Source organism: Variovorax sp. PDC80 (assembly GCF_900115375.1).
Lineage (GTDB): Bacteria > Pseudomonadota > Gammaproteobacteria > Burkholderiales > Burkholderiaceae_C > Variovorax.
The window spans coordinates 626050-649044 of the sequence record NZ_FOWG01000003.1 but is presented as its reverse complement, the minus strand read 5'-3'; the positions used below and the strand labels follow the sequence as shown (position 1 = coordinate 649044).

The 22995-nt window shown below is 69.8% G+C and carries 24 protein-coding genes; 11 read left to right on the top strand and 13 right to left on the bottom strand.

Annotated elements, in window-relative coordinates; genetic code table 11:
- Nucleotides 1–115 precede the first annotated feature (115 nt).
- The gene (locus tag BM109_RS12880; RefSeq protein ID WP_093343262.1) at nt 116–1108 is read left to right on the top strand and encodes an AraC family transcriptional regulator; all 993 of its coding nucleotides are present in this window, start codon (nt 116–118) and stop codon (nt 1106–1108) included.
- On the opposite strand, the gene BM109_RS12875 is transcribed toward BM109_RS12880, so the two are convergent.
- From BM109_RS12875 to BM109_RS12855, 5 genes are all read right to left on the bottom strand, one after another.
- On the bottom strand, nt 1095–1334 hold the full coding sequence (locus BM109_RS12875; protein WP_093343260.1) for a hypothetical protein: 240 nt from the start codon (nt 1332–1334) through the stop codon (nt 1095–1097). The genes BM109_RS12880 and BM109_RS12875 overlap by 14 nt on opposite strands.
- 217 nt (nt 1335–1551) lie before the next feature.
- On the bottom strand, nt 1552–2640 hold the full coding sequence (locus BM109_RS12870; protein WP_093343258.1) for a phosphatidate phosphatase App1 family protein: 1089 nt from the start codon (nt 2638–2640) through the stop codon (nt 1552–1554).
- The gene (locus BM109_RS12865; protein WP_093343257.1) at nt 2637–3149 is read right to left on the bottom strand and encodes a dihydrofolate reductase; all 513 of its coding nucleotides are present in this window, start codon (nt 3147–3149) and stop codon (nt 2637–2639) included. Before BM109_RS12865 ends, BM109_RS12870 begins: the two co-directional genes overlap by 4 nt.
- Complete coding sequence (locus BM109_RS12860) at nt 3136–3840, bottom strand: cyclodeaminase/cyclohydrolase family protein (protein WP_093343255.1); 705 nt, start codon at nt 3838–3840, stop codon at nt 3136–3138. Before BM109_RS12860 ends, BM109_RS12865 begins: the two co-directional genes overlap by 14 nt.
- An 11-nt stretch (nt 3841–3851) precedes the next feature.
- Nucleotides 3852–4685 (bottom strand): thymidylate synthase, encoded by an 834-nt coding sequence (locus tag BM109_RS12855; protein ID WP_093343490.1) that lies wholly within the window; start codon nt 4683–4685, stop codon nt 3852–3854.
- 143 nt (nt 4686–4828) lie between these two features.
- On the opposite strand from BM109_RS12855, the gene BM109_RS12850 reads away from it, so the two are divergent.
- From BM109_RS12850 to BM109_RS12825, 6 genes are all read left to right on the top strand, one after another.
- Entirely contained in the window at nt 4829–5368 is a 540-nt protein-coding gene (locus tag BM109_RS12850; protein ID WP_209541072.1) for a sigma-70 family RNA polymerase sigma factor, read from the top strand.
- The gene (locus BM109_RS12845; RefSeq protein ID WP_218159370.1) at nt 5365–6381 is read left to right on the top strand and encodes a FecR domain-containing protein; all 1017 of its coding nucleotides are present in this window, start codon (nt 5365–5367) and stop codon (nt 6379–6381) included. Before BM109_RS12850 ends, BM109_RS12845 begins: the two co-directional genes overlap by 4 nt.
- Nucleotides 6382–6493: 112 nt before the next feature.
- Nucleotides 6494–8920, top strand: coding sequence for a TonB-dependent siderophore receptor (locus BM109_RS12840; RefSeq protein WP_256222530.1), 2427 nt, complete (start codon nt 6494–6496; stop codon nt 8918–8920).
- Between the two features lie 24 nt (nt 8921–8944).
- Complete coding sequence (nthA, locus tag BM109_RS12835) at nt 8945–9577, top strand: nitrile hydratase subunit alpha (RefSeq protein WP_093343252.1); 633 nt, start codon at nt 8945–8947, stop codon at nt 9575–9577.
- Nucleotides 9574–10233 (top strand): nitrile hydratase subunit beta, encoded by a 660-nt coding sequence (gene nthB / locus BM109_RS12830; protein ID WP_093343251.1) that lies wholly within the window; start codon nt 9574–9576, stop codon nt 10231–10233. The genes nthA and nthB overlap by 4 nt, the downstream gene beginning before the upstream one ends.
- Complete coding sequence (locus BM109_RS12825; protein ID WP_093343249.1) at nt 10230–10601, top strand: nitrile hydratase accessory protein; 372 nt, start codon at nt 10230–10232, stop codon at nt 10599–10601. The genes nthB and BM109_RS12825 overlap by 4 nt, the downstream gene beginning before the upstream one ends.
- A gap of 122 nt (nt 10602–10723) precedes the next feature.
- Here the strand turns inward: BM109_RS12825 and BM109_RS12820 are convergent, their stop codons facing one another.
- Both BM109_RS12820 and BM109_RS12815 read right to left on the bottom strand, forming a co-directional pair.
- Nucleotides 10724–12160 (bottom strand): FAD-binding oxidoreductase, encoded by a 1437-nt coding sequence (locus BM109_RS12820; protein ID WP_093343248.1) that lies wholly within the window; start codon nt 12158–12160, stop codon nt 10724–10726.
- Nucleotides 12157–12564: a DUF2069 domain-containing protein gene (locus BM109_RS12815; protein ID WP_093343246.1), complete on the bottom strand. Its 408-nt coding sequence runs from the start codon at nt 12562–12564 to the stop codon at nt 12157–12159. Before BM109_RS12815 ends, BM109_RS12820 begins: the two co-directional genes overlap by 4 nt.
- Before the next feature lie 76 nt (nt 12565–12640).
- Between BM109_RS12815 and BM109_RS12810 the strand changes: the two genes are divergently transcribed.
- Nucleotides 12641–13852 (top strand): YihY family inner membrane protein, encoded by a 1212-nt coding sequence (locus tag BM109_RS12810; protein ID WP_093343245.1) that lies wholly within the window; start codon nt 12641–12643, stop codon nt 13850–13852.
- A 21-nt stretch (nt 13853–13873) separates the two neighbouring features.
- Here BM109_RS12810 and BM109_RS12805 read toward each other — a convergent pair whose 3' ends face one another.
- Nucleotides 13874–14230, bottom strand: coding sequence for an Mpo1-like protein (locus BM109_RS12805; protein WP_093343243.1), 357 nt, complete (start codon nt 14228–14230; stop codon nt 13874–13876).
- A 101-nt stretch (nt 14231–14331) separates the two neighbouring features.
- Between BM109_RS12805 and BM109_RS12800 the strand changes: the two genes are divergently transcribed.
- Both BM109_RS12800 and BM109_RS12795 read left to right on the top strand, forming a co-directional pair.
- On the top strand, nt 14332–14727 hold the full coding sequence (locus tag BM109_RS12800; protein WP_093343242.1) for a thioredoxin family protein: 396 nt from the start codon (nt 14332–14334) through the stop codon (nt 14725–14727).
- Nucleotides 14728–14773: 46 nt separating this feature from the next.
- Nucleotides 14774–15445, top strand: coding sequence for an NAD-dependent epimerase/dehydratase family protein (locus BM109_RS12795; RefSeq protein ID WP_093343240.1), 672 nt, complete (start codon nt 14774–14776; stop codon nt 15443–15445).
- A gap of 12 nt (nt 15446–15457) precedes the next feature.
- On the opposite strand, the gene BM109_RS12790 is transcribed toward BM109_RS12795, so the two are convergent.
- Together BM109_RS12790 and BM109_RS12785 are read right to left on the bottom strand one after the other, a co-directional pair.
- Nucleotides 15458–16264 (bottom strand): alpha/beta fold hydrolase, encoded by an 807-nt coding sequence (locus BM109_RS12790; protein ID WP_093343239.1) that lies wholly within the window; start codon nt 16262–16264, stop codon nt 15458–15460.
- A gap of 4 nt (nt 16265–16268) precedes the next feature.
- Complete coding sequence (locus tag BM109_RS12785) at nt 16269–17579, bottom strand: O-acetylhomoserine aminocarboxypropyltransferase (protein ID WP_093343238.1); 1311 nt, start codon at nt 17577–17579, stop codon at nt 16269–16271.
- A gap of 145 nt (nt 17580–17724) precedes the next feature.
- Between BM109_RS12785 and BM109_RS12780 the strand changes: the two genes are divergently transcribed.
- Entirely contained in the window at nt 17725–18174 is a 450-nt protein-coding gene (locus BM109_RS12780) for a CBS domain-containing protein (protein ID WP_093343237.1), read from the top strand.
- Between the two features lie 27 nt (nt 18175–18201).
- Here BM109_RS12780 and BM109_RS12775 read toward each other — a convergent pair whose 3' ends face one another.
- From BM109_RS12775 to BM109_RS12765, 3 genes are read right to left on the bottom strand one after another with little or no spacing between them, the layout of a single operon-like run.
- Nucleotides 18202–19764: a sugar ABC transporter ATP-binding protein gene (locus BM109_RS12775; RefSeq protein ID WP_256222529.1), complete on the bottom strand. Its 1563-nt coding sequence runs from the start codon at nt 19762–19764 to the stop codon at nt 18202–18204.
- Nucleotides 19761–20864, bottom strand: coding sequence for an SMP-30/gluconolactonase/LRE family protein (locus BM109_RS41190; RefSeq protein WP_093343236.1), 1104 nt, complete (start codon nt 20862–20864; stop codon nt 19761–19763). Before BM109_RS41190 ends, BM109_RS12775 begins: the two co-directional genes overlap by 4 nt.
- Entirely contained in the window at nt 20864–22978 is a 2115-nt protein-coding gene (locus tag BM109_RS12765) for an ABC transporter permease (protein ID WP_093343235.1), read from the bottom strand. Before BM109_RS12765 ends, BM109_RS41190 begins: the two co-directional genes overlap by 1 nt.
- Nucleotides 22979–22995 lie beyond the last annotated feature (17 nt).

Genomic DNA, 22995 nt, shown 5'->3' with positions numbered 1-22995 from the left:
TCCGGGGTGCGGGCATGGGGCAACTGTAGGAGCGGGCCCTCGGGGGCGCTTTGCATTCGATGCCAATCGCTGTGCATTTGGTGCCAGAATCCCCGCCATCCTGGAAAGGCTCGGCATGACGGCACTGGTGCGCGCGGCGGCGCTGACGAACTTCTCGGAGCTCGCGCAGGAGCTTGGCCACGACCCCGGCGCGGCGCTGCGCAGGGCCGGGCTGCGCGCCAGGATGCTGCGCGAGCCGGACCAGTTGATCGAGGCCGACCGCGTGGCCCGCCTGCTCGAGGACGCGGCGCGCGACACGGGCTGCGAGTCGTTCGGACTGCGCATCGCCGCGCGGCGCCAGCTATCGAACTTCGGTGTGCTGAGCCTGCTGCTGATGCACCAGCCGACCTTGCGCCAGGTGCTGCTCACGCTGATCGAGCACCTGCACCTGCTCAACGAGAGGCTGGCGATCCAGGTCGAGGACGTCGGCAAGCTGGTGCTGCTGCGCGAGGAGCTGGCCGTGTCGGTGCCGGCGCGGCAGTCGATCGAACTCGCGATCGGCGTGCTCTACCGGATGTGCGCGGCCTTGCTGGGCGACCGGTGGCGTCCGGCCAGCGTGAGCTTCAGCCATGGACCGCCGGCCGATGCGTCCTTTCATCGCCGCTTCTTCCAGTGCCCGGTCGAGTTCGACGGCAGCTTCAACGGATTGGTGTGCCGCGCGGCGGACCTCGACGTGCCCAATCCGGGCGGCGATCCCGTGCTGGCGGCCTATGCGCGCAAGCTGATCGACGCCGTTCCCGGCGAGCGCGAGCGCTCGATCGACCAGGAGGTGCGCAAGGCCATCTACCTGATGCTGCCGGCGGGGCGGGCCACCTGCAAGTCGGTGGCGCAGGGCCTGGGGCTCAGCATGCGCACCCTGCAGCGCCAGCTCGATGCGCGCGAACTGACCTTCAAGCAACTGGTCAACGACGTCCGTCAGGAACTCGCGCGGCGCTACGTGGCCAATGGCCGCCACAGCCTGGGCGAGGTGGCGGCGATGCTGGGCTACAGCACGCACAGTGCGTTCACCCGCTGGTTCGGCACCCAGTTCGGTTGTTCGCCCGAAGCCTGGCGTGCTACAGCTCGATGAACGCCGAGGTCGCTTTGTTGAGCGCCAGCATGCCCTTGGCCGTGATGCTCTCGACCTGGGCCAGCTGGCGGATCGCGCGGCCTTGGGGATGGCGCTCGGACGGGGGAATGAAGGCCGTCACGAGGTCCGCGGCGCGCAGCACGCGCAGCTTGTCGATCTCGGCGGGCGCGTGCACGACGTATGGCAATTTCTGCTCGGCGATCGTCCGAAGAAACTCCATGGACATGTGCCTTCTCCTTGAACGTTGATGGCAATGGGTCCGTGACATTGTGCGCAGAAACTCTTAGGACAGACTAAACCCTGCGCCGCTCGTGCCTATGTCAGCTGGCAGTCCGGCAGTACGGAAGCACTCTTTTTCGTAAAGCGTCGCGCGTGGCGCGGCGCTTCGTTTCCAGCGGTGTCGCGAGCGGCTTTTCTGCTGCGCCGCAGAGCGATGCCCGAGGTCAGGGCGCCTGCATCGGCCACGCCGTCGTGTCGGGCGCGACCAGGTGCCACATCACGGGACCGATGCCCTCGAAGGTGGCGCGGTAGCGCTCCGACAGCCGGCCTTCGCCGGTGACGTCGCGGATCACGATGCCGTCGATGCGCCCGGGGTTGTCGCGGAACACCTTGGCGTAGATCTCGGGATCGGCCTCGCCCGAATCGCCGACCAGCACGAAGCGGCGCTGCGGGAAGTCGGCCAGCAGGCGCGCGATCACGCCGAGCTTGTGGGCGCGCGAATCCTCGTCGGCCGGGATCAGCGTGCGCCAGGTCGTGCTCTCGCGCAGGTGCATGCTGCCCGGCGGAAAGCCCGCTTCGCGCACGAACTCCGCGAGCGGCGGATAGAGCTGGATCGGGCTGGCCGACAGGTAGTGGAAGCGCGTGTCGGGCGCACTCGCGAGCGCGCGGTACCAGCCGGCCATGTGGGGCGCGGGCTCGAAGCGGCGCGCGAAGGTGTTGAGCAGCATCTCGCGCCGCTCGCGCACCTGGGTGCGCTTGATGGTGTCGTCGATGTCCGAGATCACCGACAGGCCCTGCGCCGGCACGATCAGCGCGCGGCCGCGGAAGCGGTGCAGCAGTTCGCCGGGGCCGGTGACCGCGTGGAACTCGAGCCACTGCTGCGCGGGCGACAGCCGCGGCACCTCGATCACCTGCCTCACGTTGACGCGGCCGTCGGCGCCCGAGGGCGGCATGGTCTTGCGCCCGGGGCTGCCGTCGAATTCGACGTCGAACACCTTGCCGTCCTCCGACTCGGCATGGAACAGCGCGGTGCGCTGGTTGAAGCGCAGCTGCGCGGCCGGCGAGAGCTTCTTGAGGTTGAGGCCGAGGTAGCGCGCGAACGCGGCATTGAGCCCCCAGCGGCGCTCGCGCTCGTAGACCCAGGCATGGATGTCGACTTCGAGCCGGCCGTCGTCGGTGGGCCGCGCCGTGCCGTTCATGAACAGCGCCTCCTCGTCGGGCTCCATCGGCTCGGCCGCCAGCGCGGGCGTGATGCCGCCGGCCGCCAGCGCCGCGCCGGCCAGCAGCGTGCGCCGGCGCAGCGCCAGTGTCATGCGCCGGCCGTGACGCGCTCGTACGTCACGAAGCTGAAGGCCAGGCCGTCCTTGGCCGACACATGCGACTCGCGCTGCGTCTCGCGCCAGGCGCTGGCGTCGAGCACCGGCGCGAAGGCATCGCCCTCGTAGTCGCGCGCGATCTCGGTGACCAGCGCGCGGCGCGCGAAGGGCTCGGCCTCGGTATAGATCTGCGCGCCGCCGATGACCCAGACATCGGGCGCCTCGAGCCGCTCGCAGACCTCGATGGCCTCGCGCAGGCTGCCCACGCGCTGCGCGCCCTCGGCCTGCCAGCCGGCCTGGCGCGTGACCACGATGTTGCGGCGCCCCGGCAGCGGCCGGAAGCGCGGCGGCAGCGAGTCCCAGGTCTTGCGGCCCATGATGACCGGCGCGCCCATGGTGTGAAGCTTGAAATGAGCGAGGTCCTCGGGCAAATGCCAAGGCAGTAACCCTGCCTGCCCAATAACACCGTTCGCGGCGCGCGCCAAGATTAGATTAATTCTGGTCATCAAGAGGTAAAGATAGTTGATTCGATGCCAATGTCTGTTCGGCTTCCTCTTGAAGTCCAAATGCCAAAGTCACGAGTCGGTTTTGAGTTTCACGAAACTCAGCGAACAGGTCGTCAGCATTCTGCTTTGTCCGTCGCAACCATTCGCTTTCACGAAAATCCTTGAGGTTCAGATATGCCGCAAACAAAGAGGCCGAAACCCCCGACAAGGCGCAACTGATTGCCGCTCCCGAGTCTCCGCGGACGGATTTCCATCCCACTTGAAAAACCTGCAGATTTGCGTTCGCAAGCGCGATGCAAAACTTCGCAATGTCTAGTGCTGCCTCAGTAGAGTCCCGTTGTTTGGCTAGCGCGTCGTCTCGATACCGTCGCTTTTTTATTGGGTCTGTTTCCTGATCTCTTAGCCGTCTTAGGCTGATCAATTGATCAAACAGCTCGGAGTCTTTCTGGAAGTATTCTGCAAGGGCCGGTTCGAAGCTGTCGGTAAGCTGGGTTCTCAAAAACTCCAGCGTACGCCATTCCGATTGAAGCTCCGATTTTCTAAGAGATATCGAGCACACTGTTTGCCCCAATTTGCAGGCAAGAAGTCCGCTCAGTGCGGCAGCAGATCCTGAGCCTGGCGTGGGATTTCCGGCTCCAAATTGCTCCAGCAATTGCCGCGTTGGCAGCAAGAGAAGATCTTGCTGGGCCATTCCGTACCCGTTTACACCGCCACCGGCGCCTTGATCGGGTCGTGGTGCCGGTAGTCCTCGAACTCGAAATCCTCGTACCGGTAGTCGAAGATCGAGTCGGGCTTGCGCTTGATGCGCAGCGTGGGATAGGGGTAGGGCTCGCGGCTCAGTTGCAGCGCGACCTGCTCGGCGTGGTTGCTGTAGATGTGGCAGTCGCCGCCGGTCCAGATGAAGTCGCCGACGTCGAGGTCGCACTGCTGCGCCATCATGTGCGTGAGCAGCGCGTAGCTCGCGATGTTGAAGGGCACGCCGAGGAAGATGTCGGCGCTGCGCTGGTAGAGCTGGCAGCTGAGGCGGCCGCGCTCGCCGTCGTTCTGCGGCGGCGCCACGTAGAACTGGAAGAAGGCGTGGCAGGGCATCAGCGCCATCTTCGAGAGCTCGGCCACGTTCCAGGCGCTCACGATGATGCGGCGCGAATCGGGGTTGGACTTGAGCGTCTTCACGACCTCGGCGATCTGGTCGATGTGGCCGCCGTCGGGCGTGGGCCAGCTGCGCCATTGCACGCCGTACACCGGGCCCAGGTCGCCGTCCTCGCGCGCCCACTCGTCCCAGATGGTGACGCCGCGTTCCTTGAGCCAGTTGTTGTTGCTCGAACCGGTCAGGAACCACAGCAGCTCCTGGATGATGGACTTCACGTGCACCTTCTTCGTGGTGACCAGCGGAAAGCCCTCGTTGAGGTCGAAGCGCATCTGGTGGCCGAACACGCTCTTGGTGCCGGTGCCGGTGCGGTCGCTCTTGTACACGCCGTGGATGTCGACGTGGCGCATGAAGTCTTCGTACTGGGAGCGGATGGGGCGTTGGGTCATGGCGGTGGAGGGCGGCGGCAACGGCGCGCCCGGGACGGCGGGGCTGGAGCCCCGAATCTTATTCGGATGAGGGGCCGGCGGCTGGCCGGGCAGGCCAAGACTATAAGATGAGAACTATTCTCAACATTCCGCAAGCGCAACCCGTGTCCGCCCCGGCCCTCGACGACAGCCTCCAGGTGCTCTACCGCAGCCATCACGGCTGGCTTCAGGCCTGGCTGCGGCGCCGGCTGGGCTGCGCAGAGGATGCGGCCGACCTCGCGCACGATGCTTTCGTGCGGCTGCTGGCCGCGCGGCCGCCGCAGGCTGCGCCGGTCGAGATGAAGGAGCCGCGGGCCTACCTGACGACGGTGGCGCGCGGCCTGCTGATCGACCGCTTCCGCCGCGCCGACCTCGAGCGCGCCTACCTCGCCGACCTCGCGGCGCTGCCGCCGGCCCTCTATCCCTCGCCCGAGGAGCAGCTGCAGGCGGTGCAGGCGCTGCGCGCGCTCGATGCGCTGCTCGCGAGCCTCACGCCCAAGACCCGCGCCGCCTGGCTGCACAGCCGGCTCGACGGCATGACCCATGCCGAGATCGCGGCGCAGCTCGGCGTGTCGGTGCCGCGCGTGCGGCAGTACCTGGCGACGGCCGCGCGCCGGGGCTACGAATTGCGTTTCGGCGTCGCGCTGCCGGCAGCGTCGGCATGAGCGTGCAGGCCTCGGCGTCGTTGCCGGTGTCCGCGGCCGTGCTCGACGCGGCGATCGGCTGGCAGTTGCGCCTGGGCTCGGGCGAGGCCGGCGCGCGCGATGCCGAGGGCCTGCGCCGCTGGCTCGACGCGCATGCCGACCACCGGCGCGCCTGGGCCCAGCTCGGCGAGCTCGATGCGCAACTGGCGCCCGCGCGCAGCGAGGCCGTGCGCTCGGCACTGGTGCGCCGCGGCGCCGCACGGCGCTGGAAGCAGTCCGCGGGTGTGCTGGGGCTGCTGGCCGCGCTGCTGCTGGGGCTGGTCGCGGTCGACCGCTTCGAGCCGCTGGCCACCCTGAGCGCCGACTACCGCACCGGCACCGGCGAGCGGCTCACCGTGGTGCTGCCCGACCGCAGCGTGCTGCACCTCGACACCCGCAGCGCGGTCGACCTGGCCTTCGATGGCAGCCGGCGCGCGATCGTGCTGCGCGCGGGCGAGATCGCCATCGAGACCGCCCATGGCGACGCGGCCGAGCAGCGCCCCTTCGTTGTGCTGACGCCCGAGGGCAGCCTGCGCGCGCTGGGCACGCGCTTCGTCGTGCGCCGGCTCGACGACGGTGCCGGCACCCGGCTCACGGTCACGCAGTCCGCGGTGGCAGCACGGCCGGCCGCCTGCGCGGCCGATCCGGCCCAGGCCTGCGAAGGCGAACGCGTCGTGCAGCAGGGCCAGAGCCTGGAACTGCATGCGGACGGCGCCGGTACCCCCGGCCCCGCGCGCCCCGACGCCGATGCCTGGAAGGACGGCATGCTGGTGGTCGACGACCAGCCGTTGTCCGAGGTGGTGGCCGAACTCGCGCGCTACCGGACCGGCCACCTCGCGGTCGACCCGCGCGTGGCCGGCCTGCGCGTGACCGGCACGCTGCCGCTGGACGACACCGACAAGGCGCTGCTGGCGCTCACCGCGGCGCTGCCGGTCGAGCTGGTGGGCAGCACGCGCTGGTGGCTGCGCATCGAGCCAAGGCAGGCGCCGCGCTGAAGCCTGGATCGGGGCGCCGCCGGATTTTTTTCGGCCGCCCCCTCTCACTTTTCGAACCTCGTCCGGCAAGCAGGAAGAGAACCCTCGTCCTTCCCCTGCCTGGAGTCCCGTCTTGTCCTCGTCCTTCCCGTTTCGTCCGACCCCGCTCGTCGCCGCGCTGCTGTTCGCCACCGCCATGCCGGCCCTGCTGCCGACGGCAGCACGCGCGCAGGCGCAGGCCGCCCCCGTGCTGCGCGACTACGACCTGCCGTCCGGCCCGCTCGGCGCCACGCTCAACCGCATCGCGCGCGAGGCCGGGCTGGCGCTGACGGTCGATGCCGCGCTGGTCGGCCAGCGCGCCTCGGCGCCGGTGCGCGGCCGCTACGACGCGCCGCAGGCGCTGCGCCGCGCGCTCGCCGACAGCGGCCTCGAGCTGCTGCCGACCGACGCGGGCGGCTACACCGTGCGCGCGGGCGCGCCGGCCGCATCCGCCGCGCCGCAGGTGGTGGCACCCGCGCCGTCGGCCATGCTGGCCGAGGTGCGCGTGAATGCCGAACGCGGCGTCGGCGGGCCGGCCGACGGCTACATCGCGCGCCACAGCACGGCCGGCACCAAGACCGACACGCCGATCCTCGAGACGCCGCAATCGATCTCGGTGGTCACGGCCGAGCAGATCGAGGCCCAGCAGCCCACCAGCCTGGTCGACGCCTTCAACTACACGGCCGGCGTGAGGCGCTCGGAAGGCGCCGACCGCACCACCGACTCGTTCGTGATCCGCGGCTTCCAGGCCGGCGCCGGCACGGGCAGCCTCTACCGCGACGGCTCGAAGTTCATGGTCAACGCCTACGACGGCCAGCAGGAGCTCTACGGGCTCGAGCGCGCCGAGGTGCTCAAGGGCGCGGCCTCGCTGCTCTACGGCACGGCCGCGCCCGGCGGCGTGGTCAACACCGTCACCAAGCAGCCCACGGCCGAGCCGCTGCGCGAGCTGGGCGTGGAGCTCGGCAACCGCGACCGCCGCCAGGTCAAGGGCGACTTCGGCGGCAAGCTCGACGAGCAGGGCACGCTGACCTACCGGCTCACGGGCCTCGTGCGCGACAGCAACACCTTCATCGACCATGTGCCCGACGACCGGCGTTTCCTGTCGGGCGCGATCCGCTGGCAGCCGAGCGCGGCGACCTCGCTCACGCTGCAGGCGGAGTACCTGCGCAACCGCACCGACTACGTGTACGGGCTGGCCGGCGGCATCACGATCCTGCCGAACATCCACGGACCGGTGCCGAGCAGCCGCTACACCGGCACGCCGGGGCGCGACCGCTACGCCGGCACCAACACCGCCGTCGGCTACCGCTTCGAGCATGCCTTCAGCGATCGCCTGAAGCTGCGCCACAGCGCGCATGCCTTCCGCTCGGAAGTCGATTTCCCGAGCACCTCCGCCTCCGGCGTGAGTCCCGACGGCGCCAGCTCCACCTCGCACGAGTCCTACGACCGCCGCGACCGCTCGCGCGCGCGCACCACCGACACCTCGCTCGAGTACCGCGTCGACACCGGCCCCGTCGCGCACACGCTGCTGGCCGGCGTGGACACCACCTACCAGTCCTACACCACGCGGCGCGCGTCGCGCGAGATCGAGACCCAGTTCAACTACTACGCGCCGAACTACGTCTACGTCGCGGGTGCGCCGGTGCCGAACACCTACTTCCCCGACATGGCCGGCAACGCCACCGGGCTGTACCTGCAGGACCAGATGAAGATCGCCGGGCGCTGGGTGGTGGTGCTCGGCGCGCGGCACGACCGCGTGACCGACCGCCAGGTGCCGGTCGACGGCGAGACCGCGAACTCGAAGGAGAAGACCTCGGCCACCACCGGCCGTGCCGGCCTGGTCTACCTGGCCGACAACGGGCTCGCGCCGTTCGCGAGCTTCAGCCAGTCGTTCCAGCCGCAGAGCGGCGTCGACCGCATGGGCGCGCGCTTCGAGCCCACGCGCGGCGAGCAGTACGAGCTCGGCCTGCGCTACCAGCCGCCGGGCAGCGACACCCTGCTGAGCGCCGCCGTCTACCAGCTCCGGCAGCAGAACGTGCTGTCGACCGACCCCGTCGACACCGGCTTCTCGGTGCAGACCGGCGAGGTGCGCTCGCGCGGGCTGGAGATCGAGTTGCGCACGCGCATCGGCCGCTCGGCCAGCCTGATCGCCGCCTATGCCTACACCGACGCGCGCGTCACCGCCGACACCACCGCCGCCAACGTCGGCAAGCGCCGCGGCAACGTGCCCTACAACACCTTCTCGGCCTGGGGCGAGTACGACTTCGGCAAGGCCGGCGCGCCGGGCCTGCGCGCGGGGCTGGGCGTGCGCTACGTGGGCGCCTCCACCGGGCTCTACGTGAACGGCATCGTGCCCTCGTACACCGTGTTCGACGCGATGGTGTCGTACGACACCGGCCACTGGCGCTACGCGTTCAACCTCACGAACCTGGCCGACAAGGCCTACATCGCCTCGTGCACCTATGGTTGCTTCTACGGCGAGCGGCGCAAGGCGGTGGCCTCGGCCACTTACCGCTGGTAGGTCGCAGCGCTTAGCATGGGGGGCATGAGCGAACACACCCATGCCCACGACCACGGCGATGACCACAGCGAGCTCGACGAGATGGACCTGCGCGTGCGCGCGCTCGAGAGCGTGCTCACCGAGAAGGGCTACATCGAGCCGGCCGCGCTCGATGCGCTGATCGACACCTACCAGACCCGCATCGGCCCGCGCAACGGCGCGCGCGTGGTGGCCAGGGCCTGGGTCGACCCGGCCTTTCGCGACTGGCTGCTGGCCGACGCCACCGCGGCCATCGCCTCGCTGGGCTACACCGGCCGCCAGGGCGAGCACATGGTGGCGGTGGCCAACAGCGACGATCAGCATCACATGGTGGTCTGCACCCTGTGCAGCTGCTACCCGTGGCCGGTGCTGGGCCTGCCGCCCACCTGGTACAAGAGCGCACCCTACCGCTCGCGCGCGGTGCGCGACCCGCGCGGCGTGCTCGCGGACTTCGGCACTGTGCTGCCCGAGACCACGCGCATCCGGATCTGGGACTCGACGGCCGAGGTGCGCTACCTCGTGATTCCGCAGCGGCCCGCGGGCACGGAGCAGCTGGGCGAGGAGGAGCTCGCGGCGCTGGTGTCGCGCGATTCGATGATCGGCACCCGGCTCGCCGATGCGCCGGAGGGCCCGGTATGAACTACCAAACCCAGGCCGACCTCGGCGGCCGCACCGGCTTCGGCGCGGTGCAGCCCGAGCCCGAGGGCGAGCTGTTCCATGCCGACTGGGAGCCGCGTGCGCTCGCGCTGGTGCTCGCGATGGGCGCCACCAGTTCGTGGAACATCGATGCGAGCCGCGCCGTGCGCGAGACCTTGCCGCACTACCTGCAGCTGAGCTATTACCGGATCTGGCTCGCGGCGCTCGAGCGTCTGATGATCGAACGCGGCCAGCTGTTCGAGGACGAGATCGCGCAGGGCCGCATGCTGCATGCACCCGCGCCCGTCAAGCGCGTGCTGCATGCGGCCGACGTGGCCGCGGTGCTGGCGAGGGGCTCGCCCACCGAGCGGCCGGCCGCGGCGCCCGCGCGCTTCGCGATCGGCCAGGCGGTGCGCATGCGCGCGGGCCGCGTCGACCATCACACGCGGCTGCCGGGCTATGTGCAGGGGCGGCGCGGCACCATCGAGCGGCTGCATGGCGCGCACGTGTTCGCCGACAGCAACGCGCAGGGCGCGGGCGAGGCGCCGCAGTGGCTCTACACGGTGGTGTTCGAGGAAGCAGAGCTCTGGGGCTCGCAGGCGCAGCGGCTCTCGGTGTCGGTCGATGCCTGGGAAAGCTACCTGGAGGCGGCCGAATGACGCAGTACCCCGACGGGATGCCGGCCCCCGGCATGCCACGCGACGCCGACGGCCCGGTCTTCGGCGCGCCCTGGCAGGCGCAAGCATTCGCGATGACGCTGGCGCTGCACGAGAAGGGCCTGTTCAGCTGGAGCGAGTGGGCCGAGACCCTGGCCACGCAGATCCAGGCCGCGCAGGCCGCGGGCGACCCCGATGCGGGCGACACCTACTACCGTCACTGGCTCGCCGCGCTCGAGACGCTGGTGGCGCGCAAGGGCGTGAGTTCGCACGACGAGCTGGCGCGCTACCGGGAGGCCTGGGATCACGCGGCCGACCGCACGCCGCATGGGCAGGCGATCGAGTTGAGGCCCGGCGACTTCGGGCATTGACTCCTTCCCCCTTTGGGGGAAGGCCGGGATGGGGGCCCGCGCCCGCGCAGGAGCTTCTTGCGGCTGCGGAGGCCGTCGTGCCCCCACCCCGGCCCTCCCCCAGCGGGGGAGGGAGAAAGTCCTCAGACCCGGATCACCCGCCCCGGATTCAGGATGTTCTTCGGATCCAGCCCGCGCTTGATCGCGCGCATCATCTCGAGCGCCACCGGCGACTTGTGCTTCTCGAGCGTGTCGACCTTGAGCGAACCCACGCCATGCTCGGCCGAGAACGAGCCGCCGAACTTCTCGACCGCCTCGTAGACCAGCGTGTTGATGCGGTCTTCCTCGTTCTTCAGGAAGGCCTTGGTATCGACGTTCTCGGGCGCCTGCACGTTGTAGTGCAGGTTGCCGTCGCCGAGGTGGCCGAAGTTCACCAGCCGCACGCCGGCGATCTCGCGCGCCAGCAGCGCGTCGGTCTCGGCCACGAAGGCCGGGATGCGCGAGACGGGGATCGAGATGTCGTGCTTGATGTTCAAGCCTTCCTCGGCCTGCGCGAGCGGGATGCTTTCGCGGATGTGCCAGAGCTGGTGCGCCTGCGCGAGGTTCTCGGCCACCACGGCGTCGGTCACGCAGCCGTCCTCGAACGCCGTTTCGAGCAGGGCCTCGAAGCGCGCGCGCGCATGGTCCTCCGATTCGCTGTCGGAGTTCTCGAGCAGCACGCAGTAGGGCACGTTCTCGTCGCCGATGAAGGGCACGCGCAGCTGCGGCATGTGCTTGTCGACCAGGCTCAGCGCGAACTTGCCCATCACCTCGAAGCCCGTGAGGCCCGGGCCCAGCTGCTTGTGGGCCAGGCCCAGCAGCGTGACCGCATGGTCGAGCGAGGGCACGGCGGCCCAGGCCGTGAGCTGCGCGGCGGGCAGCGGATAGAGCTTCATCGTGGCGGCCGTGATGATGCCCAGCGTGCCCTCGCTGCCGACGAACAGGTCGCGCAGGTCGTAGCCGGTGTTGTCCTTGCGCAGGCCGCTGGTGCCGTGCCAGATCTCGCCCTGCGGCGTGACCACCTCCAGGCCCAGGCACAACTCGCGCGTGTTGCCGTAGCGCACGACCTGCGTGCCGCCGGCGTTGGTCGCGAGGTTGCCGCCGATGGTGCAGCTGCCCTCGGCCGCGAGGCTCAGCGGGAACAGGTAGCCGGCCTTCTCGGCGGTCTCCTGCAGGGTCTGCAGGATGCAGCCCGATTCCACCGTCATCGTGAGGTTGGCCGCGTCGATGCCGCGGATGGTGTTGAGCCGCTGCAGGCTCAGCACCACCTGCGTGCCGCTGTCGTCGGGAATGGAGCCGACCGCCAGGCCGGTGTTGCCGCCCTGCGGGATCACGGCGGTGCCGGCCTCGGCGCAGGCCTTGACCACCTCGGCCACCTGCTGCGCGTCGGCCGGGCGCACCACGGCCAGCGCCTTGCCGCGCGAGCGCTTGCGCCAGTCCTGTTCGTAGGCCGTGAGGTCGCCCTCGTTGAGCAGATGGTTGGCGCCGACGATGGCGCGCAGCCGCTCGAGCAGGGCGGCGGAAGAAGCGGAAGGGGTCATGGGGTGGAAGCCTCCAGGGGACGGGCGGCGGCCTTGGCGTGGCGCAGCCGCAGGCGGACGTGCCAGGCGCAGGCGACGAAGAGCACGAGGCACAGCAGCACCTCGACCAGCGCGAGCAGCTGGCTGATGCCGTTGGTGTCGCTCCAGGCGCGCACCACGCCCTCGGTGAAATAGAGCCAGACCATCAGGCTGACCCAGCGGTAGGTGTACATGCGGTTCTTCAGCAGGCCGGCCAGCGGGATCGCGAGCGGCAGCACCTTGAGCGCCATCAGCGAACCGCCGGGGCGCAGCGGCGCCAGCCAGAGTTCCCAGGCCAGGCCCAGCACGATCAGGCCGACGAGGCTGCCGACCGCGAGCCAGCGGGTGGCGGCGACGGAGGAGGGCGGGGGCGAGGCGATGGGCACGGGCGGGCGACGGTGAAGAAGGACAGGGGATGCGATCCCGGGGGCGCCGCGTGGCGAAACGGAAAAGGCGGATGGCATGATACCGGCCATGAATCGTCGTCAGCTCTGGAGGGATCTCTCCCGTTTCCCCTGGCGAAACACCGCCGCGGTGCTCAGCGAGCGTTTTCGCGAAGACCGCCTCGGGCTCACGGCCAGCAGCCTGACCTTCACCACCACCATCGCGATGGTGCCGTTCTTCACGGTGGCGCTCGCGCTGTTCACCGTGTTCCCGATGTTCGCCAAGATGCAGGGCCGCCTGCAGCGCTGGCTGATCGAGAGCCTGATCCCCGAGAACATCGCGCGCCAGGTGCTGGGCTACCTCAACCAGTTCGCGAGCAAGGCCAGCGGCCTGGGGATCGCGGGCCTGATCGTGCTGCTGATCACCGCCATCGCGCTGATCCTCACCATCGACAAGACGCTCAACAACGTCTGGCGCGTGCGTTCGCCGCGGCCCTTCGCGCAGCGGGTGCTGATCTACTGGGCCACCATCACGCTCGGGCCGCTGATCCTGGCGGTGAGCCTGTCCACCACCTCCTACGTGTTCGCGGCCTCGCGCGACGTGGTCGGCGTGAGCGTGGTCAAGCTGTTCTTCGACGCCTTCGAGTTCGTGCTGCTGGCCGCCGGCATGGCCTCGCTCTACCACTACGTGCCCAACACCAACGTGCGCTGGTCGCATGCCTGGGCCGGCGGCGTGTTCGTGGCGGCGGCGATCGAGATCGCCAAGCGGGTGCTGGGCTACTACCTGAGCCTGGTGCCGACCTACTCGGTGCTCTACGGCGCCTTCGCCACCTTCCCGATCCTGCTGGTGTGGATCTACGTGGCCTGGGTCATCGTGCTGCTGGGCGCGGTGATCGCGGCCTACCTGCCGAGCATCCTGACCGGCGTGGCCCGGCGCGGCGGCGGCGCCGGCTGGCCGCTGCAGCTCGCGATGGAGGTGCTGCAGCAACTCGCCCGGGCCCGCGCGACGCCCGAGAAGGGCGTGGGCGCGGCGCGGCTGGTGGCCTCGATGCGGGTCGATGCGCTGCAACTGGTGCCGGTGCTCGAGACCCTGGTGGCGCTCGACTGGATCGCGCCGCTGGCCGAGGACGGCGATGGCGGCGATCCGCGCTACGTGCTGCTGGCCGATCCGTCGACGCCGATCGAGCCGCTGCTCGAGGCGCTCCTGATGCCCAAGGCCGAGCCGCTCGAGGACCTGTGGCAGAAGGGGCCGCTGCGCTCGCTGCGGCTGGGCGATGTGCTATTGATCTAGTAGCAACCCAGGCGACAAGGCTCAGATCTTCACGCGGCCCAGCCAGATGTCGCGGTACATCGCCCAGTCGCCCATGAAGCTGTAGAGCGGCCGCTTGAACGAGGCCGGCTTGTTCTTCTCGAAGCCGAAATGCCCGACCCAGGCGAAGCCGTAGCCGATCAGCAGTCCGGCCAGCAGCCACAGCGGATTGAGCGTCAGCACCCCCATCGCGAGGCAGGCCAGCGACAGCGTGGAGCCCGCGAAATGCAGCCGCCGGCAGGTGCGGTTGGCGTGCTCGGTCAGGTAGAAGGGATAGAACTCCGCGAAGCTCTTGAACTGGCGCGGATCGACGCTCGCGGGCGCGGCGCTGCCAGGGGTGGTGGCGGTGGAGGTGTTCATCGTGCGTCTCCTGCGCCCCGGAGGGGCTTTGTCCATAATAGCCACGACCTTCCGGGCGCACCACCCGGGTCTTTCTTCCCCCTTCTGCCCACATACGAGCCTTGAGCGCCCTGCCTTCCACCCCCGATTCCGCCGTGCCGGCCGGCGGCGCGCCCTGGGTCGTGTGCCTGTGCGCCGAGTGGTGCGGCACCTGCCGCGACTACCGGCCGCTGTTCGAGCAGGTGGCGCGCGCGCATCCCGGGCTGCGCTTCGCCTGGGTCGACATCGAGGACCATGCCGACATCGCCGACGAGTTCGACGTCGAGACCTTCCCGACCCTCCTGGTGGCCGATGCCGCGGGCACGCGCTTCCTCGGTCCGCTGCTGCCGCATGCCGAGACGCTGTCGCGCATGCTGACCGCGCTGCCGGCGCCCCAGCCCTCGAGCCTGCATGCCGAGCTGATGGTGGCGGTGCTCGAGAAGAAGCCCGCGCTCTTTACAGTGCCGCGGGCGGCCTGATCTACTCGGCCTGTCCACACACGCGGCCCGCGGGGCCGGCCCTCCCATGAAAGTCCTCGTCTTCGGCGCCACCGGCATGGTCGGTTTCGGCGTGCTGCGCGAATGCCTGCTCGCTCCCGACGTGGCGGAGGTCGTGGCCGTCGGCCGCCGGCCCAGCGGCCAGCAGCATCCCAAGCTGCGCGATCTCGTGCTGAGCGACATGTACGACTACACGGCGGTCGAGCCACAACTCACGGGCTTCGACGCCTGCTTCTTCTGCCTCGGCGTGTCCTCGGTCGGCATGAAGGAGGACGCGTACCGGCGCGTGACCTACGACCTCACGCTGGCCGCCGCCACCGTGCTCGCGCGGCTCAACCCGCAGATGACCTTCGCCTACGTGACCGGCTCGGGCACCGACAGCAGCGAGCGCGGCCGCAGCATGTGGGCGCGCGTGAAGGGCGCGACCGAGAACGCGCTGCTGAAGCTGCCGTTCAGGGCCGCCTACATGTTCAGGCCCGGCGCGATCCAGCCGCTGCACGGCGCCAACACGAAGACGCCGCTGTACAAGGCGGGCATCGTGCTGCTGACGCCGCTGTTCGGGCTCGCGCGGCGGCTGTGGCCGCACCTGGTGACCACCACCGAGAACATGGGGCTCGCGATGCTGGCGGTGGCGCGGCACGGGGCGCCCAAGCAGGTGCTCGACCCGGTCGACATCAACGAGCTGGCCGCGCGCGGCTAGCGCGGCTTCGCTTCAGCGCGAGACGAAATCGCGCAGCGCGAACAGCACCGCGTCGGGCGCCTCGCTCATCAGCGCGTGGCCCGCATGCACCGTCACCGTCCGCCCGTCGCGTGCCTTGGCGGCCAGCGCCTTCACGGCGCGCGGCGGCGTCATCTGGTCGGCGTCGCCGAGCAGGAACAGCACCGGGCACTGCAGCTTCTCCATCGCCGCCTCGCCGCCCGCGTAGTCGTTGCAGGCCTTGAAGCCGACGTGGAACACGTTGACCTCGCGGTTGCTCGCGAGCACGCGGCGCATCAGCGCGCGCGAGCTGCCGTAGAGCCAGGTGCCCGGGCCGAGCGCCGACGGCGGCGGCGCCAGCAGCGCATGCGAGAAGGTGTTGACCATCGCGATCGCGCGCTGCGGGTCGTTGAGCGAACTCTCGAGCAGCGCCGGCGACACCACCATCGGGTAGGCGCTGCCGACCATCGCCAGGTGCGTCACGCGCTCGGGCGCGCGCGAGGCGGCCTCCAGTGCGATCAGCGAGCCGAAGCTGTGGCCGATCAGCGCCGCCTTCCGCACGCCCGCCGCGTCGAGCAGCGCGAGCACGAACTGCGCGGCCTCCTCGACGCTGGCCGGCGGCGGGCCCTCGCTCTTGCAGTGGCCCGGCAGGTCGACCGCGAGCACGTTCCAGCCGTGGTTGGCGAACCAGCGGCTCTGCAGGATCCAGACGCTGTGGTCGTTGAGCACGCCGTGGACGAAGACCACGGTGGGCTTGGCGGCATCGAAGGGCTTGCCGCCGGTGTAGCAGTAGGTGGCGTGGCCGTTGACGGTGTAGTGCATGGTGTCAGGCCCCCGCTTTCTCGGCTGCCTTCAGCGCGCGCTTCAGGTCGTCGATCAGGTCGGCCGGATCCTCGAGGCCTATCGACAGCCGGATCGTGCCCTGCGAGATGCCCGCGCCCGCGAGCGCCTCGTCGGTCATGCGGAAGTGGGTGGTGCTGGCCGGGTGGATCACCAGGCTGCGGCAGTCGCCCACGTTGGCCAGGTGGCTGAAGAGCTTGAGCGATTCGATGAAGGCCTTGCCCTGGGCGCGGCTGCCCTTGATGTCGAAGCTGAACACGGCGCCCGCGCCGCGCGCGCCGTGGCGCAGCAGCTTCTGCGCCAGGGCATGGCTCGGATGCGACTCGATCAGCGGATGGCCCACGCGCGAGACGAAGGGATGAGTGGCGAGGAACTCGACGATCTTCTGCGTGTTGTCGATGTGGCGCTCCATGCGCAGCGGCAGGGTCTCGATGCCCTGCAGGATCAGCCAGGCGGTGTGCGGGCTCATCGCGGCGCCGAAGTCGCGCAGGCCCTCGCGGCGCGCGCGCAGCAGGAAGGCGCCGACCGTGCTCTCCTCGCTGAACACCATGTTGTGGAAGCCGTCGTAGGCCTGAGTCAGCTCGGCGAATTTGCCCGATTTCTCCCAGTCGAAGCTGCCGCCGTCGACCACCACGCCGCCGATCACCGTGCCGTGGCCCGAGAGGAACTTGGTGGCCGAGTGGTAGACCAGGTCGGCGCCGAAGTCCAGCGGCTTGATCAGGTAGGGCGAGGTCAGGGTGGAATCCACCAGCAGCGGCACGCCGGCCTCGTGCGCGATCTCGGCCACGGCCGGGATGTCGAGCACGTCGAGGCCCGGGTTGCCCACGGTCTCGCCGAAGAACAGTTTGGTCTCGGGCCGCACGGCGGCGCGCCAGCCGTCGAGGTCGCCGGGCTTGACGAAGGTGGTCTCGATGCCGAAGCGGCGCATCGTGTAGTACAGCAGGTTCTGCGAGCCGCCGTACAGCGCGGTGCTGGCCACGATGTGCGAGCCCGCGCCCATCAGCGTGGCGATGGAAAGGTGCAGCGCCGCCTGGCCGCTGGCGGTGGTGATCGCGCCGATGCCGCCCTCGAGCGCCGACACCCGCTGCTCGAGCACCGCGTTGGTCGGGTTGCTGATGCGCGAATAGACGTGGCCCGAGCGCTCGAGGTTGAACAGGGCGGCCGCGTGGTCGCTCGACTCGAAGACGAAGGAGGTGGTCAGGTGGATCGGCACCGCGCGCGCGCCGGTCGTGGGGTCGGGCGAGGCGCCCGCGTGCAGCGCGAGGGTATCGAAACCGGGGTCGGAATAGCCGGGCATGGAGTCCTTTCTGAAGCGGCGCTAGGGGCCCGTGAAGTCCGCTGCGTGACAGCGCTAAACCGGGCCGTGGAGGTCGGCGCCGATTGTGGGCTATATTCAAAAAAGGCAGGCCGCCAGGAAAGACAGAGTCCGAGAGGAGCACACGATGAAAGTCACCGACATCCTTCGCGTCAAGGGCAACACGCTCTTCACCATCACGCCAGACGATCTGCTGGCCGAAGCAGTCAAGACGATGGCGGACAAAGACATCGGTTCCCTCGTCGTCATGGAGCATGGCGACCTGGTCGGCATGCTGACCTTCCGGGAAGTGATCGTGGCCATCGTCGCCAACGGCGGCCAGGTCGGCGGCACGCTGGTGCGCAAGGCCATGGACGACGCCCCCGTCACCTGCACCCTCGAAACCGACCTCGACGAGATCCGCCGCATCATGCTCGAGCGCCATGCCCGCTACATGCCGGTGATGGACCGGCGCATGCTGATGGGCGTGATCAGCTTCTACGACGTGGCCAAGGCCGTGGTCGACGCGCAGAACTTCGAGAACAAGATGCTCAAGGCCTACATCCGCGACTGGCCGGCGGAAGACGAGAAGAACTGAAGCGCCGCAACGCGGCGATCGGCGCGGTCAGTGGATGGCCGCGTACATGATCGCCTCCTGCGTCGCCTCGGTGGCCGAGAACTCCGTCACCACCTTGCCCTGCTTGGCCACGAGGATGCGGTCCGACAGCGCCATCACCTCGGGCAGGTAGGAAGAAATCACCACCACCGCCTTGCCGGCATCGGCCAGCCGGTTGATCTCGGCGTGGATCTCGGCGATGGCGCCCACGTCGACCCCGCGCGTGGGCTCGTCGAAGATCACGATGTCGGGTTCCTGCACCAGCGACTTGGCGATCACCACCTTCTGCTGGTTGCCGCCCGACAGCTCGATCACCTTCACGTCCTTGCCGATCGCGCGCACATTGAGCAGCCGGCTCCAGTGTTCGCCCACCGAACGCGCCTTCGCGCCCGACACCAGCCCGCGCGCGCCGGCCAGCTTGCCCTGCAGCCCCATGTAGATGTTCTGCGCGATCGACATGGTCTCGAAGAAGCCCTCGAACTTGCGGTCCTCGGTGATGTAGGCGATGCCGTCGCGCACCGCCTGGCGCGCCACGCGGTAGCGCACCGGCCTGCCGCGCAGCAGGATCTCGCCGCCATGGAAGAAGTCGCGCTTGATCAGCCCGGCCACCACCTTGAAGGTCTCGGTGCGGCCCGCGCCCACCAGGCCGAACACGCCCGTGATCTGGCCCGCGAACACCGACAGCGAGTTGTTCTTGACCATCGCCGCCATGCGCAGGTTGCGCACCGACAGCAGGCATTCGCCCTGCGGCCGCACGTGGGTCTTCTTCTGCCCGTAGAGCGTCTGCGAGAGATCGCGCCCCACCATCGCCTGCACGATGCGCTCGCGGTCGAAGTTGGCCTTGTCGTCGGTCACCACGTGGCGGCCGTCGCGCAGCACCGTGATGCGGTCGGCCAGCAGCAGCGCCTCCTCGAGCGCGTGCGAGATGAAGATCACCGACACGCCGCGCGCCTTGAGGTCGAACACCAGATCGAAGAAGTACTTCTTCTCCTCGGGCGTGAGGCTGGCCGTGGGCTCGTCGAAGATGATGATGCGCGCCTTGTGCAGCACCGCGCGCGCGATCTCCACCATCTGCTTCTTGGCCGCGCCGAGCATGCCCACGGTGGCGGTCGGGTCGACGTCGAAATTGAGCGACTGCAGGAACTGCTGCGCCGAGATGTAGACGCCGCGCAGCCGGTTGAAGAAGGACTCCTGGCCCAGGAACAGGTTCTGCGCCACCGTCATCGTCGGCACCAGGCTGGTTTCCTGGAACACCATCGCGATGCCCTCGTGGCGCGCCTCCAGCGGCGTGCGCAGCTGCACCGGCCGGCCTTCCACCAGCATCTGGCCCGCGCTCAGCGGCACCACGCCGGCCATCACCTTGGTCAGCGTCGACTTGCCGGCGCCGTTCTCGCCGAGCAGCGCATGGATCTCGCCGCGGCGCAGCGTGAAGTCGACGGCCTCGATGGCGGGCACGCCCGCGTATTTCTTGGTGGCCTGGCGCAGCTCGAGCATGGTCTCGACCGTGGCAGGCATGCTCGGCGCGCCCGGCTCGGCGGCCACGGTGTCGGCGGTGGTATCGCGGGCATTCATCGCGCGGCTCCCTGTTCCTCGGCGGTCATGCGCACCCGCAGCAGCCGGCCGCCGCCCTTCGAGGCCGCGAACAGCGCGCCCCCATGCTCGGCCACCGCGGTGATGCCGTGGTGCCGGCCGTCGACCTGGCTGTGCAGCGAAGACACGACCTGGCCCTGCGCATTCACGCGCACCACCAGCCCGTAGGAGCGCGGCGGCGCCCAGGGCTTGAGCACGCCCATCTGCTTGACGCCCGCGCCCTGCAGCGGCTCGAGGAAGCTGTGGCCCGACGAGAGCGCCGGCGCGATCCAGTAGCGCGGATCGATCTCGGCCACCATGCGGCGGCGGTAGGCCTCCTCGCGCAGCACGAATTCCACCAGCTGCGTGCGGCAGACGAAGCAGCTGAGCCAGAAGCCGCCGCCGGCCGCCGCAGCCATGCGCGAGGGATAGCCGGGCAGGTCGGCCACGCGCGGCGCGGGGCCGTTCGGCCCCAGCGCGAGCACGCGATGCGCCCAGCTCTCGCTGACCAGCACCGTGCCGCCGGCCTGCGGCAGCACGCCGAAGGCATGGCGCAGCCCGGCCGCGAGCTGCTGCGCGGCACCGCCGCCCGGCGCCCAGGCGCAGACGCGGCCGCTCGCGCCGTGCGCCATCAGGTCGTGGCACCAGCGTTCGGGTGCATGCTCGGCCGAGCCCTCGGTGAAGAGCCAGCGCCGGCCGGCCTCGTCCCAGGCCAGCGCATTGACGCAGCGCAGCGCGCGGCCGCCGGCTTCCGCGAGCGTGTGGGCGGTGGCGCCGTCGGGCGCGAGCAGCAGCAGCTGCGTGCCGCCGAGCGCCAGCGCGAGCCGTCCGCCGGGCGCCGCGGCCAGCGCGGTGATCGGGCGCTCGAAGCGCCGCACCTCGACGGGCACGCCACCGTCGAGCCGGTACAGCGCGGGTCCGGCCGCGATCCACAGCACGCCGTCGGCCACCGCGAGGTCGTCGATGTCGGCGAGCTCGGCCACCACCTCGGCGTTGTCGAGCGCGCGGTTGGGCTTGAGCACGCCGTCCATCACCGGCACGGTGATGGCGGCGCTGCCGCGTCCGAGCAGGCGGTCGGTGAAACCGCGAAAGGTGTCGAGCATCAGGCTGTCCTCCAGCGCCGTTCGTACTGCACGAAGTCGGGGTCGGCGCCCTCGAGCTTGTAGCGGCCGATGCGGTTGTTCGAGATGCCGCCCAGGTAGAGGTGGCCGCGGTGTTCGCGCATCGAGGTGATCATCGGGTGGTTCTCGCCGCCCAGGTCCCACAGCGTCTCGAGGATCTCGCCGGCCTCGCTGAACTTGAGCACGCAGCCGGTGTTGATGTTGGGGAACAGCCATTCGTCCACCGGCACGCGCGTGGCCATGCGGCGGCGAAATCCCGGCATGCGCATCGCGAGGTCGTAGGCCGGGCAGCGCATGCCCACCAGCGCGAGCCAGTAGTGGCCGTCGGAAGCGAGGTTGATGTTGTCGGGATAGCCGGGCAGGTTGTCGATCACCATCTGCACCTGGCCGGCCTTCGGCCCGTCGAACCAGTAGCGCTTGATGCAGCAGCCCCAGGTCTCGGCGAACAGGATCGACTGGCCGTCGCTCGCGATCGCGATGCCGTTCGGGAAGCGCAGCCCGCGCAGCACGGTGCGCGTCGAGCCGTCGCGCGGATCGAAGCAGACGATGCGCCCGTTGCCGCGCGCCTCCAGCCCGTCGACCGGCCATTCGTGCATCTCGTAGCGCACCGTGGCCTCGCTGAAGAAGATGCGGCCGTCGTCGGCGATGTCGAGGTCGTCGGCCAGCCGCAGCCGGCTGTCGTCGTTGATCGAGGTCCAGCTGCGGTTGGTCTCGTCGGTCACGCGCTCGACCTTGCGATCGGGCGTGACGCGGTACAGGCCCATGCCGCCCACGCACACGTGCAGGTTGTCCTCGCGGTCGAAGGCCAGGCCCAGCGGCTGGCCGCCGATGTGGGCATAGACCTCCATGCGCTCGTAGTCGGGCGCGAGGAAGCGGATCACGTCTCCATGGCGCGAGCCGGCATAGAGGTTGTCGTCGCGGTCGAGGATCACGTCCTCGGGCGACTCGATGCGGCCCAGGCCGATCAGCGTGACGTCGCGCAGCTTGTTGTTGACCGCGTAGACGCCCGCGCCGTCGCCGCTGCTGGCCGGTGCCGGCGGCAGCGCGAAGTAGGTCGGGCTCACGTAGACCTTGCTGATGATGCGCTGGCGGTTCTTGAGCCAGCGCACGTCGATCACGGCCGCCAGCACCAGGATCGCGGCCAGCACCATGCGGATCACGCCGCCGGGCGCCGACATCGAGGTCAGGCCGTTGGTGATCAGCAGCACCAGCAGCGTGCCGACCAGCGCCTTGGCGACCGAGCCGCGCCCGCCGCCCAGGCTGATGCCGCCGAGCACCGCGGCCGTGAGCACCAGCACCTCCATGCCCACGCCGATGTCGGCACCGGCCGTGGCCAGCCGCGAGGCGAAGAAGCAGCCGGCCGCGCCGCACAGCGTGCCCGAGGCCACGTAGCACAGCGCCACGGTGCGCCGCACCGCGATGCCGCTGTTGTAGGCCGAGCGGCGCGAGCCGCCGATGGCCATGATGTGCCAGCCCGCGCGCAGGCGCGTGAGCAGCACATGGCCCGCGATCGCCACCGCCGCATAGGCCCAGGCCACCGTCGGCAGGCCCAGCAAGGTGCCGTTGCCCAGGAAGTCCCAGGCCGGCGAGTCGGGCAGCGAGCCCGCGATCGCGGTCGAGTACTGCAGGCTCAGGATCTCGTAGAACGAGCGGAAGATGATCAGCGTGATGAGCGTGGTGAGGAAGGCGCGCAGCCGCAGGTAGCCAATCAGCACGCCGTTGACCGCGCCCAGCAGCGCGCCGACGGCCAGCGTGGCCAGCACCGACGCGCCCATCGGCCACTTCAGCACGTGCATGCACATCAGCGCGCAGAAGTTGGTGAGCGCGAAGATGGAACCCACCGACAGGTCGATGCCGCCCACGATCATCACCAGCGCCAGGCCGAGCACGATGAAGCCGATCTCGCCGGCCTGCCGCAGCGTGTCGGCCAGCACCACCGGCGACCAGAAGTTGCCGATCAGCTGGCCCGAGGCCAGCAGCACCGCCACCAGCAGCAGCACCGGGATCGCGGTCTCGGTCCAGCGCTTGGACAGGATCTCGCCGACCCAGTGGTCGGGCCACCAGCGGTAGCGCAGGCGGGTGAGCGTTTCGTTCATCGGTGCGGCTCCGGCGT

Excerpts from the sequence above, each read along its gene's own strand:
- BM109_RS12880 (WP_093343262.1), top strand. The coding sequence starts at position 116 with ATGACGGCACTGGTGCGCGCGGCGGCGCTGACGAACTTCTCGGAGCTC.
- BM109_RS12875 (WP_093343260.1), bottom strand. The coding sequence starts at position 1,334 with ATGTCCATGGAGTTTCTTCGGACGATCGCCGAGCAGAAATTGCCATAC.
- BM109_RS12870 (WP_093343258.1), bottom strand. The coding sequence starts at position 2,640 with ATGACACTGGCGCTGCGCCGGCGCACGCTGCTGGCCGGCGCGGCGCTG.
- BM109_RS12865 (WP_093343257.1), bottom strand. The coding sequence starts at position 3,149 with ATGACCAGAATTAATCTAATCTTGGCGCGCGCCGCGAACGGTGTTATT.
- BM109_RS12860 (WP_093343255.1), bottom strand. The coding sequence starts at position 3,840 with ATGGCCCAGCAAGATCTTCTCTTGCTGCCAACGCGGCAATTGCTGGAG.
- BM109_RS12855 (WP_093343490.1), bottom strand. The coding sequence starts at position 4,685 with ATGACCCAACGCCCCATCCGCTCCCAGTACGAAGACTTCATGCGCCAC.
- BM109_RS12845 (WP_218159370.1), top strand. The coding sequence starts at position 5,365 with ATGAGCGTGCAGGCCTCGGCGTCGTTGCCGGTGTCCGCGGCCGTGCTC.
- nthA (WP_093343252.1), top strand. The coding sequence starts at position 8,945 with ATGAGCGAACACACCCATGCCCACGACCACGGCGATGACCACAGCGAG.
- nthB (WP_093343251.1), top strand. The coding sequence starts at position 9,574 with ATGAACTACCAAACCCAGGCCGACCTCGGCGGCCGCACCGGCTTCGGC.
- BM109_RS12825 (WP_093343249.1), top strand. The coding sequence starts at position 10,230 with ATGACGCAGTACCCCGACGGGATGCCGGCCCCCGGCATGCCACGCGAC.
- BM109_RS12820 (WP_093343248.1), bottom strand. The coding sequence starts at position 12,160 with ATGACCCCTTCCGCTTCTTCCGCCGCCCTGCTCGAGCGGCTGCGCGCC.
- BM109_RS12810 (WP_093343245.1), top strand. The coding sequence starts at position 12,641 with ATGATACCGGCCATGAATCGTCGTCAGCTCTGGAGGGATCTCTCCCGT.
- BM109_RS12805 (WP_093343243.1), bottom strand. The coding sequence starts at position 14,230 with ATGAACACCTCCACCGCCACCACCCCTGGCAGCGCCGCGCCCGCGAGC.
- BM109_RS12795 (WP_093343240.1), top strand. The coding sequence starts at position 14,774 with ATGAAAGTCCTCGTCTTCGGCGCCACCGGCATGGTCGGTTTCGGCGTG.
- BM109_RS12790 (WP_093343239.1), bottom strand. The coding sequence starts at position 16,264 with ATGCACTACACCGTCAACGGCCACGCCACCTACTGCTACACCGGCGGC.
- BM109_RS12785 (WP_093343238.1), bottom strand. The coding sequence starts at position 17,579 with ATGCCCGGCTATTCCGACCCCGGTTTCGATACCCTCGCGCTGCACGCG.
- BM109_RS12780 (WP_093343237.1), top strand. The coding sequence starts at position 17,725 with ATGAAAGTCACCGACATCCTTCGCGTCAAGGGCAACACGCTCTTCACC.
- BM109_RS12775 (WP_256222529.1), bottom strand. The coding sequence starts at position 19,764 with ATGAATGCCCGCGATACCACCGCCGACACCGTGGCCGCCGAGCCGGGC.
- BM109_RS41190 (WP_093343236.1), bottom strand. The coding sequence starts at position 20,864 with ATGCTCGACACCTTTCGCGGTTTCACCGACCGCCTGCTCGGACGCGGC.
- BM109_RS12765 (WP_093343235.1), bottom strand. The coding sequence starts at position 22,978 with ATGAACGAAACGCTCACCCGCCTGCGCTACCGCTGGTGGCCCGACCAC.